10 protein-coding genes, 1 tRNA gene and 1 pseudogene are annotated in these 16,265 nt (G+C 62.4%); 1 reads left to right on the top strand and 11 read right to left on the bottom strand.

The window, feature by feature from the left end; translation table 11 throughout:
* Window positions 1-157: 157 nt before the first annotated feature.
* From RDV64_RS22485 to RDV64_RS22455, 8 genes and pseudogenes are all read right to left on the bottom strand, one after another.
* The gene (locus RDV64_RS22485) at window positions 158-1,687 is read right to left on the bottom strand and encodes a response regulator (protein WP_309197205.1); all 1,530 of its coding nucleotides are present in this window, start codon (window positions 1,685-1,687) and stop codon (window positions 158-160) included.
* Window positions 1,688-1,697: 10 nt separating this feature from the next.
* Window positions 1,698-2,777 carry an ATP-binding protein gene (locus RDV64_RS22480; protein WP_309197204.1) on the bottom strand — a complete coding sequence of 360 codons (1,080 nt, stop codon included), beginning with the start codon at window positions 2,775-2,777 and terminating at the stop codon, window positions 1,698-1,700.
* An 8-nt stretch (window positions 2,778-2,785) separates the two neighbouring features.
* Complete coding sequence (locus tag RDV64_RS22475) at window positions 2,786-3,250, bottom strand: response regulator (protein WP_309197203.1); 465 nt, start codon at window positions 3,248-3,250, stop codon at window positions 2,786-2,788.
* Window positions 3,247-4,338 carry an ATP-binding protein gene (locus RDV64_RS22470; RefSeq protein WP_309197202.1) on the bottom strand — a complete coding sequence of 364 codons (1,092 nt, stop codon included), beginning with the start codon at window positions 4,336-4,338 and terminating at the stop codon, window positions 3,247-3,249. Before RDV64_RS22470 ends, RDV64_RS22475 begins: the two co-directional genes overlap by 4 nt.
* A complete protein-coding gene (locus tag RDV64_RS22465; protein ID WP_309197201.1) occupies window positions 4,335-5,174 on the bottom strand; it encodes a hypothetical protein in 840 nt (279 codons plus the stop codon). The genes RDV64_RS22470 and RDV64_RS22465 overlap by 4 nt, the downstream gene beginning before the upstream one ends.
* Before the next feature lie 602 nt (window positions 5,175-5,776).
* Window positions 5,777-5,932 (bottom strand): annotated as a pseudogene (locus RDV64_RS23915) (transposase); the annotation flags it as partial.
* Between the two features lie 42 nt (window positions 5,933-5,974).
* Complete coding sequence (locus RDV64_RS22460) at window positions 5,975-6,271, bottom strand: helix-turn-helix domain-containing protein (RefSeq protein ID WP_309197200.1); 297 nt, start codon at window positions 6,269-6,271, stop codon at window positions 5,975-5,977.
* 90 nt (window positions 6,272-6,361) lie between these two features.
* The gene (locus RDV64_RS22455) at window positions 6,362-12,817 is read right to left on the bottom strand and encodes a LamG-like jellyroll fold domain-containing protein (RefSeq protein ID WP_309197199.1); all 6,456 of its coding nucleotides are present in this window, start codon (window positions 12,815-12,817) and stop codon (window positions 6,362-6,364) included.
* Between the two features lie 166 nt (window positions 12,818-12,983).
* Here RDV64_RS22455 and RDV64_RS22450 point away from each other — a divergent pair, with 166 nt between their 5' ends.
* Window positions 12,984-13,349, top strand: a complete 366-nt coding sequence (locus tag RDV64_RS22450) for a hypothetical protein (RefSeq protein ID WP_309197198.1) — start codon at window positions 12,984-12,986, stop codon at window positions 13,347-13,349.
* An 85-nt stretch (window positions 13,350-13,434) separates the two neighbouring features.
* On the opposite strand, the gene RDV64_RS22445 is transcribed toward RDV64_RS22450, so the two are convergent.
* The 3 genes from RDV64_RS22445 to ahcY all read right to left on the bottom strand — a co-directional run bounded on the left by RDV64_RS22445 (window position 13,435) and on the right by ahcY (window position 16,203).
* Window positions 13,435-13,511 (bottom strand) — tRNA-Arg (locus RDV64_RS22445).
* Between the two features lie 159 nt (window positions 13,512-13,670).
* The gene (locus tag RDV64_RS22440; RefSeq protein WP_309197197.1) at window positions 13,671-14,795 is read right to left on the bottom strand and encodes a pyridoxal phosphate-dependent aminotransferase; all 1,125 of its coding nucleotides are present in this window, start codon (window positions 14,793-14,795) and stop codon (window positions 13,671-13,673) included.
* Between the two features lie 4 nt (window positions 14,796-14,799).
* Complete coding sequence (gene ahcY, locus RDV64_RS22435; protein ID WP_309197196.1) at window positions 14,800-16,203, bottom strand: adenosylhomocysteinase; 1,404 nt, start codon at window positions 16,201-16,203, stop codon at window positions 14,800-14,802.
* Window positions 16,204-16,265 lie beyond the last annotated feature (62 nt).

Here is a 16,265-nt window from a genome sequence, read left to right as displayed (position 1 = left end):
GAGGGGAAGTATTGACTTGATACAGGCTGCCCCAGATCGAATTATGTTGAGCGATTTTATTTTAAGTCTCGATAGTTATTCAAATAAAACTGGATATGAATTATTAAAATGCGGGTTTCATTTCAAATATTGTCGAGTACTTGAAAATTGCACTATTCTAAATATTATTCCTTGATTCTAATATAGATTGTATGTGAGAATTGAGTGTTTCAGGCATGAATGGTTTCGAAATGAGCGGCGCTTTTATTTCACCCATCTCATCTTTGCTATATCCGGTGAATCCGGACATATAGATGATCCCGATATCCGCCCATGAATCACGGATTTTCCGAGCCAGTTCAAATCCATTCATTCCATCGCCGAGGTGTATATCGGTCACCATAACGTCTATACTGTCTTCGTCGTTGACAAGGCCGATACATTCTTCTGCTGTGCCAGCCTCGACGAGCTGGTATCCAAATTGTTCCAGAGTTAAAGCCATGCCCGACCGCAATATGATGTCATCCTCGACAAGAAGAATCCGGGGCGCGCTCTGCGGGTTTTCGGCAGTAGCGTCGCGCGAAACCCGAAGCGGGACCGTGGGGGGAGGATCTCGCCGCTCAGCCACGGCGCCGGGCAATGTGAACGACACCTTCGTGCCGCGCCCTTCCTCGGTCACGAGATCGAATTTGCCGCCAGCCTGCTGAACGAAGCCGTACACCGTCGACAGGCCAAGGCCTGTCGACGTGCCCCTGGGCTTTGTGGTGAAATACGGGTCGATCGAACTGGCGGCGACATCTGCCGCCATGCCGGGTCCGTCGTCTTCGACGGCAAGCAAGTAGGCGGAGTGCGCCTCGGCCTTGCGGGCAGAAATCTTGATCTGGCTGCCGCGCCCTGAGCTCTGGATGGCATGGCGCGAATTCAGGATCAGGTTTACCAGCGCATGCTCCAACTGCTTTGGATCGCACAGAACCTGAGCGTCTTGATCGTCAATGTCTTTTCGGAGGGCGATGCCGGTGCCGAGGAGGCTGGTGACCGACGCGCTCACGGACTCGATCATTTCGGCGAGGGGGCAGGGTTCGGCGGTTCCCGGCCGGTCGGCCGCGAATGCGGTCAACCGATCCGTGAGCCTGGCGCCTCCCTGCAAAGTCCCCATCGCCGATGTCAGGCGGGCCGCGATCGGTTCCGGCAGCGCGGCCAACGGCACGGAGGCCAGCGTGTATTGCACGGATGCGAGGAGGTTGTTGATGTCATGGGCAATACCGCCGGCAAGCTGCCCGAGAGCCTCGAGGCGCCCGCGGCGCGCTTGTGACGCGCGCTCTTCTTCTGCGGCGCGGCGTTCCTCCGCCTCGGCCAGAGCTGCTTCAATGCTTGCGTTCAGCTTCTCGGCCGTGAGGCCGGCCTTGCTGAGGTAGTTGGATGCGCCAAGGCGGATGGACGATGCCGCCAGATCCTCCGAGCCGCTGCCGGTCAGAAGCAGGATCGGGCAAAGCGGCGTGCTGCGCTGGACCTGCGCGATGAGATCGAAACCTGTCTCAGCGCCGAGGAAATAATCGACGATGATACAGTCGAACGGGGTTGCCTCGGTCTTCGCGACTGCGTCCGCCGGCGTTTGCGCCCATGTCGCTGTGTGGCCACCCGCTGCCAGCAACGAACGGACGATCTCGAACGAGTCTTCCTCGTCGTCTACGACCAGGATATCTGCCATGTTTCGGTCCTTAATGCGGCGGCGCTGATGCAGGATCGGGAGTGGCGAGTGGCAACGTCATCGTGAACGTCGTCCCTTCGCCGAGCGTGGAATTGCAGGCGATCTCACCTCTGTGTTTCGCGATAATCCGGTGACACGTCGCGAGGCCGAGACCGTTGCCGGCTTTCGTCCCGCTGCGGATGAAAGGGTCGAAGATCTTCGGCAAAATTTGCGCCGGGATACCGATCCCGTTGTCGGCCACGCTGACCTTTGCAAGCATCCCGTCTTCGCGGGCGGTAATCTCCACCCGCGGCGCCGATTGACCGCGGAATTTCAAAGCATTGGCAATCAGGTTTTGAAGAAGCTGCACAAGCAAGATCTCATGCCCGCTCACCTTTGGCAGTGCGCCGATCGCGACTTGCGCGCCGGAACCATGGATCTCGGCTGCAAGGTTGGCGATCGCGCTTTTCGCGACGTCTGCAAGCGCCACCTCGCTTGCTTCACTGCTGCGCTCCACACGCAGGTACGAGGACAGGGCTTCGATCAGCGCAGCCATTCGCTCCGTTGTCCGGCACGCCCGGCGCACTCTTTCGCGCGCTTGTTTTTCGTCACCCCCGTCAAGCAGAGCGATGGCTTCATTGCAGTAAAAGTCGATTGCCCTGATCGGCGATTGCAGATCGTGAACCATCCGGTCAGCGAACGTTTCCAGCTCCTGCCGAACCTCATCCAGTTCAATTTGTTTCCGGTTTCTGGAAACAGCTGACGTGACCAATGTGCCTATGGTCTGTGCGGATACTTCGCGTTTGGGAAGATAGTCCATCGCGCCGCGTTTCAGGGCCTCGGACGCAGTCGCCTCATCACCTTGTCCGGTGATCATGACCACAGCGGCACCAGGCCAATGATCGAGAACCGACCCCAGCGCGGCGAGGCCGTCCAGTTGTGGCATCGCGAAATCGAGGAAGACGACATCCATTGCCGCGCCGGCATGGCTGGTGATCGCAGCGTTGACGGCGTTCGCCTCCGATATTTCACTGGCGGGCAGCGCATGGCCGAGCGCGCGGCGGACCGCGATCCGATCTGCCGAGTCGTCATCGATGATGAGGATGCGCATCGAGCCCATCACGATGGTGCATGCGGCGCCGGCTTCTGAACCAACATCCAGAACTCATCCAGCGTATGCGCAAGCCGCAGGAAGTCGCCGCCAGCGTCTTCCTTGACGATGTAGCCAGCGACGTTGTTTTCGTAGGCGCGGTTGATGTCATCGACGTCGCGCGATGTGGTGAGCATGAAGACGATGTGTTTTCTGAAATCATCATGCTCGCGCAAGGCGGCGACAAATTCGTGCCCATCCATCCGCGGCATGTTGATGTCGACAAGGAGGACGAACGGTGGCTCGATGCGGGTTTTCGGATGGGTGCCGTTCAGTATCTCAAGTGCCTCCACCCCATCGCGGGCTCGCACGATGGGGTTGGATACACGCGCCGAGCGGAAGGCGCGGGTAACGGCTTTCGCATCTCCGTCGTCGTCATCGACAAGCATTACCGTGAGGAACGAGGGGTCTAGATTCGCCGGTTGAGGGGTCATGCAGCCACTCCTGGAGTATCAGCATTGTCTTGTTGCCTGGGCCAGCTGAACTGGACGGCGGTGCCGCGAACGCCATCGGACTCCACCGTGATCGTGCCACCCGCGAGCGCGACGTATTTTTTCACCATCGCGAGACCGAGCCCGCTGCCTTCGACCTCGTCACGCGGCCGAAGTGTCTGGAACATTTCAAAAATCTTGGTTTGATATTCGGGTGCAATGCCCGGCCCGTCGTCGGCAACGCGGAAGATGTAGTTTTCAGCACTTGCAGAAATGCTGACGCTGATATTGCCCTCGGTTCCATCGTGATGCTTGAGGGCGTTGGTGATGAGATTAAGCAGTATCATTTTCAATGGCATCGACGGGATCCGGATATTCTTGAAATCGCCCTGCCGCTCGATCGAAAACCCGTCGTGCACGTTGGTGAGTTGAAGCACTTCGTCCATCAGCTCCTCACCAGTGATCTGGCGGATCGGCAGCGTCGCACGCCCGATCCTGCAGTAGGCCAGAAGGTCGTCGAGCAATTGCTCCATGCGGTGCACACGTCCTCGCAAGAGGTGCATGGTCTCTTTGGTATCGTCGGTGAGGTGCGGCGCGAGATCCTCTTCGAGCCAGCGTGATGCATTGTCGATGACGCGGAGCGGCGCTTTCAGATCGTGCGATGCAATATAGGCAAACTTTTCGATCTCGGCATTCGAGCGCTCCAGATCGGCCGTGACCCGGTCAACCTTGGCATCTGCGGCGTGTCGGTCTGTGATGTCGTGCAGGATCCCGACGAAGGTGACCTTACCGTCCGCCTTGACCGAAGAGAGCGATAGTTCCAGCGGGAATGTCTCGCCGGTGTTCCGGCGCCCTTCAGCAATTGCTTTGCTTGCCGAGAAGAATTCTTTTTCGCACGGCTTCGTGCCTGCTGCGATCAATGCTCCGGCAGAGGGGATCACGGCTTCAATGCTGCGACCCACAAGGTCGAATTCACCAAGGCCGAACATCCGCAGTCCAGCGGGGTTGATGTCGAGTACCGTGCCCGATGCATCTACCGTCAGGATACCGTTCGCGGCGCCATTGAAGATGATCGACTCCCGGTGGTTCACGCGCATCTGCTCAAGTGCATCTGTGCAAATATGCAGGTCAGCTGCGCAGACTTTGCGTCTCCGGTGACGGTCAGCTTCAGCGGAACCACGTTTGCCGCACCGGATGGTGTTTCTTTGCGCAGGACGCAAAATCGCCGGGTGAGCCGCGCGGCGCGGTGCGCTGCGATAACAATGGACGCAATGGCAGTGGCAAGTGCCAACGAGATGTTGTTGCGCAGCGAACTGCTGGTATCACGCAGGAGCCTTGCGCTTGGCATCGTCGCCGCCGAGCGCAAGTGGCGGAGGGGTGCTCCGTCACTGAAGGCAATGGTTTCGCGGCTCACTGCCATGTCGCCATCAATCGAGCTGCCTTGGGGAGGCTGTTCGCCGCTGAGTCCGGCCAAGAGCATTGGCAGCGCCCTGTCAGTTGGACCGGGCGCCATCAGCGGAGGCGCATTTGCGCTCTTGCGAGTCAGGTGAGCGCTGCCGTCACTGGCGACGGCAATCTCCTTTTCGGGCGCGCTAAAGCTTGTAACGGTTTGATGCAAAATCTCCTCACGGTCGACGTACGCCAAGATCGCACCGGACTGATTTCCGGTTCGGTCGAAGAACGGTAGCGCCACTTGCATCGCCGGCCCGGCACTGGTGGGCGACACGATCTCAACACTACCGACCTCAGCTTGGGCCAGACTTGTGGCAAGCCGGATTGCGCTTTCGGGTGCCTCCCCCTGCAATAACGCCGGTGGCGGTGGATCGGTCTGCGCGCCGCCACTTCGCATGAGGACGATGCCGCCGATATTCCCAGCGAATTCAATCAATCCTTGCTGCGTGTAATACGGGTGCAGAAAATGACGCAAAGAGACACTTCGGCTATGCGCGTCCGCAGCGGCTCCTCCGTCGAACCGCCTTGATGATGGATACCGTCGTGCTGGCGTGTTGTATGAATGGTGTAATTTTTTACTGCGGTGGTGTAGTAAAACGGAGCGTAACTCGCCACTTGTAGTATGTTATCGTCAGTATTTTGTTCATGATGTAGAATATATATTCAAGTTATCTAATATGAAATCGTATTAGAAATATTTTTTCATGATTCTATTTTTAATTTAATCATAAAAATTACTACGCAAACCATACCTTGTGTGAAGCTGGTAGCTGTTACGCTTATCATGGCAGTAGAATTATTACTTTACCTGTTGGAAAAATTTTTAATGAATGTTGTATTAATTTAATTATGAGAGATTTTAGCATCGCTTCTAACAGTGCGCGATCTTGCTGACCCGATGCCGTTGGATTTCGGCGGCGTCCAGCGCAGACTGATCTTCACAAAAGCCCTTCGCGCTCCGTTCGCATCTTCGAGGGAATCCCTCATCAGGCGATTTCTCATACCGGCGTGCCTGGTGGATGATCTTTCGGATCCAAGGCTGGAAGCAAAGCGGTCGGTGTCGTCGATCAAGACGTTTCAGGTGTTGCAGCAAGCATCGACGATGGCCTCGATCTCGGGGAGCAGGCGAAGGTTGAGCTGTCGTTCTCGCAGGTGCAGCCAGCCTCGCTCCATGGGGTTCAACTGCGGCGAGGTGGGCGGCAGCGGCACCAGGGTGATGTTGCGCGCCGCGACGAGAGCCCTTGCGCTGCAGGAGGCGCAACAGGCTCTGGGGCGTCACCCTCTTGCCGAACCGCTTTTTGATGGAGGCGGTGAGGGCCGGCAGTGTCCAGCTTGATACGCCGTCGACGTTGGGATCGCGACCTTGGAAGATCGGCGCGGCGAGAAGCGCCAGCTCACCCTTGCCAAAGCCAGGCCGCCCGGTCCGAAACGGTCGAGAAGACCCGCCAGACTTTCGGTGTTGTACCTCGTCACCGCATCGCGCAGCGCCTGACGCTCGATGTTGGCCGCGACGGCTGCATAGGCGCGGCTCATCCCATCAAGCGCATTGGCCATCGCCAGCGCTTTGTCCATGTCCGGCCCTCGCGAAGCGTCCGAGCGGCCCAAGCGAACCAGAGCCGAGACGCCAGACCGCTATCGAGCCAGTGGGAAGGCGCGCTGGTTTCAGAAGATGAAGTCGGCGTCCTGGAAGTGCGCTGCGGTCGCGTTGAGGACGTCGATGCGGTGAGGGTCCGCGGTGCCGTCGCCATCGAGATCGATCGTGTCGGTGATGCCGTCGCGGTCGAGGTCGAGCGTGATGCGGACGCGGTCTTCGCGCTGAACGAGGCTGAGCTGATCGAGCGAGACCTTGCCGCCGTTGAGTGCGCGTAGGGCGCGCAGATCGATGAGATCGAGGCCGTCGGCGACCGGCTCGTCGCCCGCCGTGTCCTCAAAGTCGAAGATCTGGTCGAAGCCGAACGCGCCGCGGGCGACGAAGACGTCGGCGCCCGTTCCGCCGGTCAACGCGTCGTTGCCATTGTCGCCGAACAGCAGATCATTGCCAACGCCGCCGTTCAGGACGTCGTTGCCCGCGTCGCCGAAGATCCGGTCATCGTCGCCCTCACCATAGATGAAGTCGCGGCCGTCATCGCCTTTCAGGGTGTCTTCGCCGTCGCCGCCGAAGAGCCTGTCCAGCCCCTGACCACCGTTGAGGAGGTCGTCGCCCCCGTCGCCGGAAAGCGTATCTCTTCCGTTCGCGCCGACAATCCGGTCTTTGCCCTGACCGCCGTTCAATGTGTCGTTTGCACCGCCGCCGTTGATGCTGTCGTCGCCATCGCCGCCGTCGATCAGGTCGAAGCCGGATCCGGCAACGATCACGTCCGACCCGCTGTCACCGTTCACGGTGTCGTCACCGGCCGAACCCTTGAGATGGTCCTCGCCGGCACCGCCATTGATGAGGTCGTTGCCTCCGCCACCTTTAAGGTCGTCGTTCCCGGCAGCGCCGAAGATGCTGTCATCGTCCCGGCCGCCGGCCGCCACGTCGTCGCCGCGGCCGCCCTGGATGAAGTCCCACCCCGCACCGCCGACAAGCCTGTCATTGTCGTCGCTGCCGCTCAGCGTATCGTCGCCCGCCTGGCCGACCAGATCGTCATCGCCGCCGTGGCCGAAGAGGCGATCCGCTCCGGCAAGACCGCGCATGACGTCTCCACCGAAGTCACCATGAAGGACATCGTCGCCAGACGTCCCGGTGCCGGTGAAGTTGTCCGTCTTGTAGGAGTTCCGGGTCTCTCCGGTCTCGAAGGCGTCGATATCCTCGAAGGTGCCCTCGAATGTCTCACGTTCCTCACTGAGAACGATATCGAAGCCGGCCTCGTCGAACACGATCGCGCCCGCGTCCTCGATATCGGTCGCAAAGACGGGGTCAATCGCGAGGATGCGTCCGGGCGTCCAGGTCTGTGTCTCGGTCCCGTCGCTCGTCGTGCGCGTGATCGTGCGCTCGTCAGCACTTCCGGCAGCGCTGATGATATTGCCGTCCGCGTCCGTTTGCGCGGTCGCCCATGCGGCCCGCGTGACAATCGTTTCGCCGAGATAGCGCTGTTCGGCCACGTTGTAGCGGAAGAACACGGAGCCATCGAAGGCAATCGTGTTTTCGCCGCTGCCGCCCGCGATTGCAGCGTTGCCAGCACCGACCACGAAGATGTCATCGCCCGCGCCGCCGTCCGCGATGTCGTCACCCAGAACGGTGATGACGTCGTCGCCGCCACGCCCGTGCACGGTGTCGGCGCCGAGGCCGCCGTGCAGAGCGTTCCCGAGGGCATCTCCGTGAATTTCGTCGTCGAGGAGGGTGCCGATCACGTTCTCGATGCTGACGAGGTGGGCCTCGATGAGGTCCGAACCGATCCGCCGGGCCAAGCCCGTCTCGAGGTCGACATCGATTGCGGCGAACCGCTCGGTGCTGACGACCTCGGGCTGGGTCGCATCCGTGCCGGGCGCACTCAGCGCGAAGGACGCGGTGTCACGACCGAGACCGCCGTGGAGGTAGTCCACGCCGGACACCTCGCTGGTCTCGGGAATATTCCCGCCATGCAGCAGGTCGTCGCCGTCTCCGCCGTAGAGCTCATCGGTGCCCGCGCCGCCATAAAGAACATCGTCACCCGACGCGACGCCGGCGCGTGTCACGACATGCTCCGCGGCGGCGTGGTCGACGGCGGTGACGCCCCGTCCCAGAAGCGGCCCGTATTCGGTCGCCCGTTGGCCCAGCACATAGAGGAATGCCGAGGAGGGGGCGCCGGGCGTCGGTGCGGCAATCGCCCCGTCGTCATCGCGCGCGGCAGCGGCAACGATCTCAGCGTTCGTGAGGGGGCCTGACGTGACGCGCACCCCGTCGATGTCACCGTCAAAATTCTGTCCGTAGGCCTCGTTGTAGGCCCCGATCGTGATGTTGCCGTTGGCGGTCAGCGGCGTTCCGACGATGCCTTCCGTCCGCATCACCTCCACCCCATCGACGAAGGTGGTGAGCGTGCCGGTGTCGCCATCGAAGCGGGCTGCGAGGTGGTGCCGCTCACCGTCATCGATGCGCGGGCCACCTTCCTGGATCACGTTCGGCCCGTCGAAGCGCACGTGCGTGACGCCGTTGCGCACGAGAAGGGAGAAGGTCTGCGCGCCGTTTCCGGAGGGCGCTGTGACGACACGGTTGTACTGGTCGTCGCCGTCGACGGTGCTGATCCAGGCTTCGACCGTCCAGCTTCCGGCGAGATCGTCGGCGAAGTCACCGTCGACATTCAGGAACTGGCCGCGGGTTGCGGTTGCCTCGTTCGCCGACAGGCCGGAAAGGCCCTCCAGAGTGTCGTCGCCGCCACCGCCGATCAGCTGGTCGTTGCCACTCACCAGCGTGCGCACATCGTTGGAGGGATCGTCGTCCGAGAGGTCGCCCGGGATCGCAGTCTCGCTGCGCCGCGCGCCGCTGAGCACGTCCCCGAAATCGTCCGTGCCGATCGCAATCTCGAAGCCGGAGATGGTGGCGTCGATCGAGGCCGGGTCGTCGTTGTTGGTGATCGTGCCGGCGTCGAGGTCGATGACGACGCGGGCTTCCGACTGGTCCCGGATAATATTCCCGCGGAAAACGATAGAGTTGTTGTACTGCCCCGTGATAATGTCGAGGCCGCCGTCATCGCCGCCGGACACCGCATCGCCGCTGATGTGGGACGCGCCGCCCACACCGTCCTTGAAGGTCACGATGTCGTCGCCCGTGCCGCCATAGACGGTGACGATGCCGTCATTATCGGGCCCGACCTGCGGAAATGCGGCCCCCAAGACGTCGATGATGTCGTTGCCCGCGCCGCCGAGCGCCGTGCCAGAGCCTTCGAGGTCGATCTCGTCGTCCCCGGTGCCGCCGTCGAGCGTGCCGACGAATGCGCCTTCGCCGCGCAGGAAGTCGTTGCCGCCGCCGCCGCGCACCGTGTGGGCGTAGGGGTTGGCGAGGTAATCGTCGCCATCGCCGCCGATGATCGTGCCGAAGCCCCGTGCGGAGGCGGCGATGTACTGGTTGACCTCTGGATCGGCGGGGTCGTCGAGCAGGGTGCCGTTGGCATCCACATCGCCGCTGTAGCGCTCGTCCACCGCGATGACGTTGATGTCGCCGTTCCGGCCCTGACGGGACACCGTCCAGCGCACGCCATCCTGTTCCGACAGGTCGAGCGTGTCCTCGCCATCGCCGAGGATTTTGGCTTTCTCATATTGCGCGTTGCCGCGCCAGGTGCCGATGACTGCATCCTCGGACGCGAGCCGGAGGCCAATATGGACTATGTCCGACCCGGTGCCCGTATCGACGAGGCCGCGCGCCTCCTCGATGCGGATGATGTCGTCACCCTTGCCGCCGACGAGACCGCGCATCGATGCCCGGCCGGTGCCGCCGTGGAGCACGTCGCCGGCATCCGATCCGACCACGGTCTCCACGTCGACCAGCACATCGGTTCCGACGAGCACACCGTCGACATATCGCTCGACGAGCCGCGTGACGTGGCCGTCTTCGTCGATCGCGCCTTCCGAGAGGAGCACGATCGATTCCGACAGCGCCGCGCGGGTGATGACGGGCGCCTGTCCCGCCTCCTGGAGTTCGGCCTTCAGGTCCGGATTCTTCGCCAGGACGCCTTCCCAGGCCCGGACGGCGCTTTGGGTCGGCGTTGACGCGCCGCTGCCCCTGAGGTCGGTGCCGTAGATGACCGTGTCGTCGCCGTCGCCACCGTCGTAAAGGTTGCCGCCGGCGCTGCCGTCATCGTCATCGACCAGCGTGTCGTCGCCGGCCCCGCCTTCGAGAAAATCGACGCCGGTGCCGCCGCTCAGAAGGTCATCGCCGCTGTTGCCGATCAGCGTGTCGTCACCGCCGCGCCCGACCAGAACGTCGATGCCCGTGCTGATGGGGTCGCCGCCGAGCGGCGCGTCGATCCGCGCACTGCCGCGCAGCAGGTTGGCGCCATCGTCCCCGTAAATGCGGACGAAGTCCCGGGCGCCCTGGTTCGCGATCGAGGCTTGTGCGTTCTCCACCGAGATGAGGCTGCTGAAGACCGACGGTTGCCCCCCGCGCCGATCCTCGATCGAGCCGTCATAACCGGTCCAGCCGGGAGGGCCGCCATCGGCGAGATCTATGATGACGTCGGTGGCGGTGACCCGCGCCACGACGGTGTCGTTGCCGGCGCCACCGCGGATGTCGTCGGTGCCGCCGTTGCCGCGCAGGAGGTCGTCGCCGTCGTTGCCGATCAGGTAATCGTTGCCGGTCCCGCCGGCGAGGAGGTCGTTGCCCTCGCCACCGAAAATCGTCGTGCCCTCGGTTGCGCGGCCGAAGATGTACTGCTCATCGGTTCCCGCCGAACCGTTGAAGGTGCTCGCGCTGTCGTCGACGAACGTCACCTTGTCGAACAGCTCGTCGATGGTCAGCATCAAGTATTCGTTGCCGAGCGCGTCGCTGTCGCCCAGGAAAATGACCTTCTCGATGCCGATCAGCGTGTCGGTGCCATCGAACGACGAGCCCTCGATAGGGGAGACCTGCCTCATTTCGACGTGCTCGACGCCGTCTACCATCTCGCGCTCAAAGCGGTACTGGATCAGCGGGCCGGTGAAGACGGCGATGTCCTCGTGCCCGTCGTCGGGGTCGGCAGCATCGTCCACCACCTCCACGTTGTCGCCCGGCACGGCCGCCGTTCCGAGCGGCGTCAGCGTGTTGCCGTCGCCAATCAGTGTGTCGTCGCCGATCCCGCCATAAAGGAGGTTCAGCCCGCCGTAGGAGGTGATGATGTTGTCGTTGTCGTCGCCGATGAGGATGACATCGTGGATCGCGATGCGGGGGTTGTCCGGGATCGGGCTCGCGATGCTGGCCGACAGGTTGTCGTCCCCGTCGCCATCCTCGGCACGGTTGCGGAAATTCTCGATCTGGTCGGAAATGATCTCCATGGCAACGCCGCCGCCATCGGCGTTCAGTTCGCCGACGAGACGCCGGACGAAAGCGTCTGCCTCGCCTTCCACCGCATCGACCACGCCGGTCAGCTTGTTCTTCACGTCATTAGCGAACTGACCGATGCCGAACGGGTCGTTCTGGCGCGGGGTCGGGTCGTCGCCCGCCTCGGTCTGGGTCGGGTCGGTGTCCCAGTCCGTGCTGATGATCTTCTCGTCACGGTCGTGGTCGTACTTGGACGAGGCGAAATCAAAACCGTTCAGGAAGTCGATCGCGCCGAAGATATCGCCGAACTCGAAATCTTTGATTTCGTCCAGCGGCTCGGTGATCTTATCGGCGACGGCATTGATCACCTCGTCGATGCGAAGCGTGTCGAGCACGAAGTCGATCACCGGATCGACGGTCACCGACGCGATGAGATCGACTGCACCGAGCAAAGGTTCGATCGGTTTGATCACCGAATAGACCGCCTGGAGCGGCCCTCTCAGAAATGCGAGCGCCTCGGTCACCTTGCCGAAGGTTTGCTCGACCTCGATGATGAAGTTGAAGTCGCCTTCCGGCAGCGGCTCCAGAAAATCGTTCACCTGCGCCTTGGCCGCATCGTACGCGCCGTTCACCTCCGCCACGAGGCTGAGCGGGATCTCCACCAGGGCGCCCAGCGCCAGCACCGGTTCGTCGGCGAAGGTGTAGGCCTTGCCGGTGATATCGGACACTTCGGCGAACGCGGCCTGGGTCTCGTCGATCTGGCCCTGTGCGTCGGCAAGTTCGGCGTCGAGGCTGCGGAACAGCGCGGTCGCCTCGTCGACCTTTTCGTAGACGCCGCTGTCCTCGATTTTCCGTGCAAGCTTGTCGATATTGCCCGCGATTTTATCGACCGTGCTCTCGACGGCCTTCAGCATGTCGCTGCCGATCCTGGCGGCGTTCTTGAGCGGCGGCGCCTTCTCCATGATCTTGAAGACGAGCTGCAACTTGTCGATATCGTCGGCGAAGCTGCGCGTCTGGCTGGCAAGCGAGTCGATCTTCTCGATCATGCGGTCCATGGCGCCGAGCGTGTCGATCGCCGTCGCGGCCACGCCGCGAACTTCGCCGATGTTGTTCGAACTCCGGCTCAGCTCCGCATCGAACGCCGCGATCTTGTTGGCTGCCGCCTCCGCCTCCGCCGCCCTTGCATCGTCCACAGTCGTCGCGCTCAAGGTCGAACTCCCGGCCGGTGGTCAGGTGCCCGCGGGGCGGCCCATGTATTCGTGGACGTGATCTGGGGCAGAAATCCGCGTGGCGAGGCCAGTGGCATGACCCGCAAAGAAGCGGGGAGTCTGGCGCTGCATCGAGTGTGAATACATTCTTGGGTTGGGAGCGTCAATGGCGAAACGCGTAGTCTTGGCAGATACAATTGCTGTGCTCGCCAGAATACTTGATCCTAAAAATCAAGAATACTTGCATCTCCGGATGGCGCGATTCCCGACCGACTTGCAACTGATTGATCGGAAACTCCTTCTGGACTTGGCGAAGGGCGATCTCGATAAGAATGAAGGCGGCGTTGCAGGCTGGCGGGCGGGAACCATGCGCCGACGGCCTTCAGAGCTTGCGAGCACGCCACCGTTCGCAGCCTCGCGTTGCTACCGAAATTTCCTGCTGCCGGGCCCCCGGCCACATAACGTCACAGAGGATCCCGCGCTTCGCGTGCAACGTGGATCAGCGGCTCATGGCTATGCCTGCATCGCGTAAATCGCGAAGTCCAAGCGCAGATGCTGAACCCGATCTGGGCTGCGTCCAGCCAGCTTTACGGCAATTGCGATGTCTTGGAATTGAATGGTGCGCCGGAAGGGATTCGAACCCCTGACCCCCAGATTCGTAGTCTGGTGCTCTATCCAGCTGAGCTACCGGCGCATTTCCTGGAACCGCGTTGGAGCGGCGCGGGGCAGCGCCCCGTGGAGCGCTTCTGTAGCCTTGGGGCCGGATGATTGCAAGCGCGCGCCACCGGCTTTTTCACCCGGCTGTGGAAACTCTTTCCCGCTGCGGATGAAGGGGGACGGCGCGCGGCTGGCTTCAGCTGGCGGGCATCCGTTGCCTGGCGGCATCGAGGGCCGCGGGGAGGGCCTCATCGAGCACGGCGAGCATGGCCGCAGGCGCCGCGCTGATGCGAATGCAGCGGTCCTGCGGCGCCACGAATGGCATCCGCACGAAAACGCCTTCTGCGGCGAGGGAAGCGACCAGGGCACGCGAAAAATCGCCGCCTTGCCCGGTGTCGAGAGCGACGAAGTTGGTGGCGCTGTCGATGGCGCGGAGGCCGTGGCGGGCGCCAATCTCGGCAATGGCGTCGCGCGCGGCCGAAACTTCGGCAATGACGCGCAAAAGGTGCGCCCCGTCGCCAAGGGCTGCCAGCGCGCCTGCCTGCGCCACCCGGTTGACGCCGAAATGGTTGCGCACCTTGTCGAACGCGGTGGCAATTTCGGGTGAGGTGATGGCGTAGCCGATCCGGGCGCCGGCCATGCCATAGGCCTTGGAGAATGTGCGCAGGCGAATGAGGCGCGGGTGCGCAAAATCCATGGGAAGGCAGGCTGCAACGGGCGCAAACTCGCCGTAGGCCTCGTCGAGCATCAGAATGGTGGGTTCGGGCAATGCGTCCAGAAAGCGTGCGATCGCGTCCGCGCCATGCCACGTGCCCATGGGGTTGTCCGGGTTGGCGAGGTAGACGAGCGGTGCGCCGGTTTCGCGAACGGCAGCCAGAAGACTGTCCGGGTCCTCGCGGTCGTCGCGGTAGGGGACGAGGACGGGGGCCGCGCCAAAGCCGGCCACATGGTAAAGGAGCGTCGGGTAGGCGCCCTTCGAGGTGACGACCGGGGTGCCGTCACCGGCGAAGAGACGAACGATGATCTGAAGCAGGCTATCGATGCCTTCGCCAATGCCGATCCGCGCGGGGGCGACGCCGTGGTGGGCGCTGAGTGCCTCGCGCAGATCGTGATTTTCCGGATCGCCGTATTTCCAGACCTCGCCGGCCGCGGCCTGCATGGCCGCAATGGCCTCAGGGGAGGGGCCGAACGGGCTTTCGTTGGCCCCAAGCCGGACGCGGAAGGGAGCGCCGCGCGCCCGCTCCTGCGTCTCGGGGCCGACAAACGGCACGCTGGACGGCAAGGACGCCGCCAGCGGCGTGAACGGCAATCCGGTTGTCATCAGCCTAGTAGCGGTAGGCTTCGGACTTGAACGGTCCGTCCTGGCCGACGCCGATGTAGGCGGCCTGCTCGTCGGACAGCTTGGTGAGCGTTGCGCCCAGCTTGGCAAGGTGAAGCTCGGCCACCTTCTCGTCGAGGTGCTTGGGCAGGACGTAGACCTTGTTCTTGTAGTCGCCTGCGTTGTTCCAAAGCTCGATCTGCGCCAGCGTCTGGTTCGCGAACGACGCGGACATCACGAACGAGGGGTGCCCCGTCGCATTGCCGAGGTTCACCAGGCGCCCTTCGGACAGAAGAATCATCCGCTTGCCGTCGGGGAACTCGACGAGGTCCACCTGCGGCTTGACGTTCTTCCACTTCATGTTGCGCAGACCCTGAACCTGGATCTCGTTGTCGAAGTGGCCGATGTTGCAGACGATCGCCATGTCTTTCAGCTTGCGCATGTCGTCGACGTTGAGGACGTCCTTGTTGCCCGTCGCGGTAACGACGATGTCGGCGCGGGGAGCCGCATCGGACAGCGTGACGACCTCGAAGCCGTCCATCGCGGCCTGAAGCGCGCAGATCGGGTCGACTTCCGTCACCAGCACGCGGGCGCCGGCACCGGCCAGCGAAGCGGCGGAACCCTTGCCCACATCACCGTAGCCGCACACGATGGCGACCTTGCCGGCCATCATCACGTCGGTGCCGCGGCGGATGGCGTCCACCAGCGATTCGCGGCAGCCATACTTGTTGTCGAACTTCGACTTGGTGACCGAGTCGTTCACGTTGATGGCCGGGAAGGGGAGTTCGCCCTTCTTTTCCATCTGGTAGAGGCGCAGAACGCCCGTCGTGGTCTCTTCGGACACGCCGCGGATCGCGTCACGGCAGCGCGAATAGAAGGTGCCGTCCTTGGCGATGCGCTTCCTGATCGTGGCGAAGAGGGCTTCCTCTTCCTCGTTGGCGGGGCTGGAGAGGACCGATTCGTCGGTCTCGGCCTTGGCGCCCAGCATGACGAGCATGGTGGCGTCGCCACCGTCGTCGAGGATCATGTTGCAGGTTTCGCCGTTGCCCCAGTCGAGGATGCGGTCGGCGTAGTCCCAATATTCCTGGAGCGTTTCGCCCTTGATGGCGAACACCGGAATGCCGGCGGCGGCAATGGCGGCTGCGGCGTGGTCCTGCGTGGAGAACACGTTGCAGGAGGCCCAGCGCACATCGGCGCCAAGGGCTGCCAGCGTCTCGATGAGCACAGCCGTCTGGATCGTCATGTGCAGCGAACCGGCAATGCGCGCGCCTTTCAGCGGCTGCGCCTTCGCATTTTCTTCGCGCACGGCCATCAGGCCCGGCATCTCGACTTCGGCCATGCCGATTTCGGTGCGGCCATAGTCGGCGAGCTCGATGTCTTTGACGATGTAGTTGGCGGCGTCGATAGCCATATGGATATTGTTCCCTTCGGATGCGTTGGGCGCTGTATAGGGGCGGATGGCCCCTCACGCAA

The organism is Acuticoccus sp. MNP-M23 (assembly GCF_031195445.1).
GTDB lineage: Bacteria > Pseudomonadota > Alphaproteobacteria > Rhizobiales > Amorphaceae > Acuticoccus.
Note: the sequence above shows the minus strand (reverse complement) of the source record. Positions and strands in the feature narration are given on the sequence as shown.

What these genes read in the sequence shown, in the direction of transcription:
- RDV64_RS22450 (WP_309197198.1), top strand. Translation starts at nt 12,984, where the DNA reads ATGGCGAAACGCGTAGTCTTGGCAGATACAATTGCTGTGCTCGCCAGA.
- RDV64_RS22475 (WP_309197203.1), bottom strand. Translation starts at nt 3,250, where the DNA reads ATGACCCCTCAACCGGCGAATCTAGACCCCTCGTTCCTCACGGTAATG.
- ahcY (WP_309197196.1), bottom strand. Translation starts at nt 16,203, where the DNA reads ATGGCTATCGACGCCGCCAACTACATCGTCAAAGACATCGAGCTCGCC.
- RDV64_RS22440 (WP_309197197.1), bottom strand. Translation starts at nt 14,795, where the DNA reads ATGACAACCGGATTGCCGTTCACGCCGCTGGCGGCGTCCTTGCCGTCC.
- RDV64_RS22485 (WP_309197205.1), bottom strand. Translation starts at nt 1,687, where the DNA reads ATGGCAGATATCCTGGTCGTAGACGACGAGGAAGACTCGTTCGAGATC.
- RDV64_RS22480 (WP_309197204.1), bottom strand. Translation starts at nt 2,777, where the DNA reads ATGCGCATCCTCATCATCGATGACGACTCGGCAGATCGGATCGCGGTC.
- RDV64_RS22460 (WP_309197200.1), bottom strand. Translation starts at nt 6,271, where the DNA reads ATGGACAAAGCGCTGGCGATGGCCAATGCGCTTGATGGGATGAGCCGC.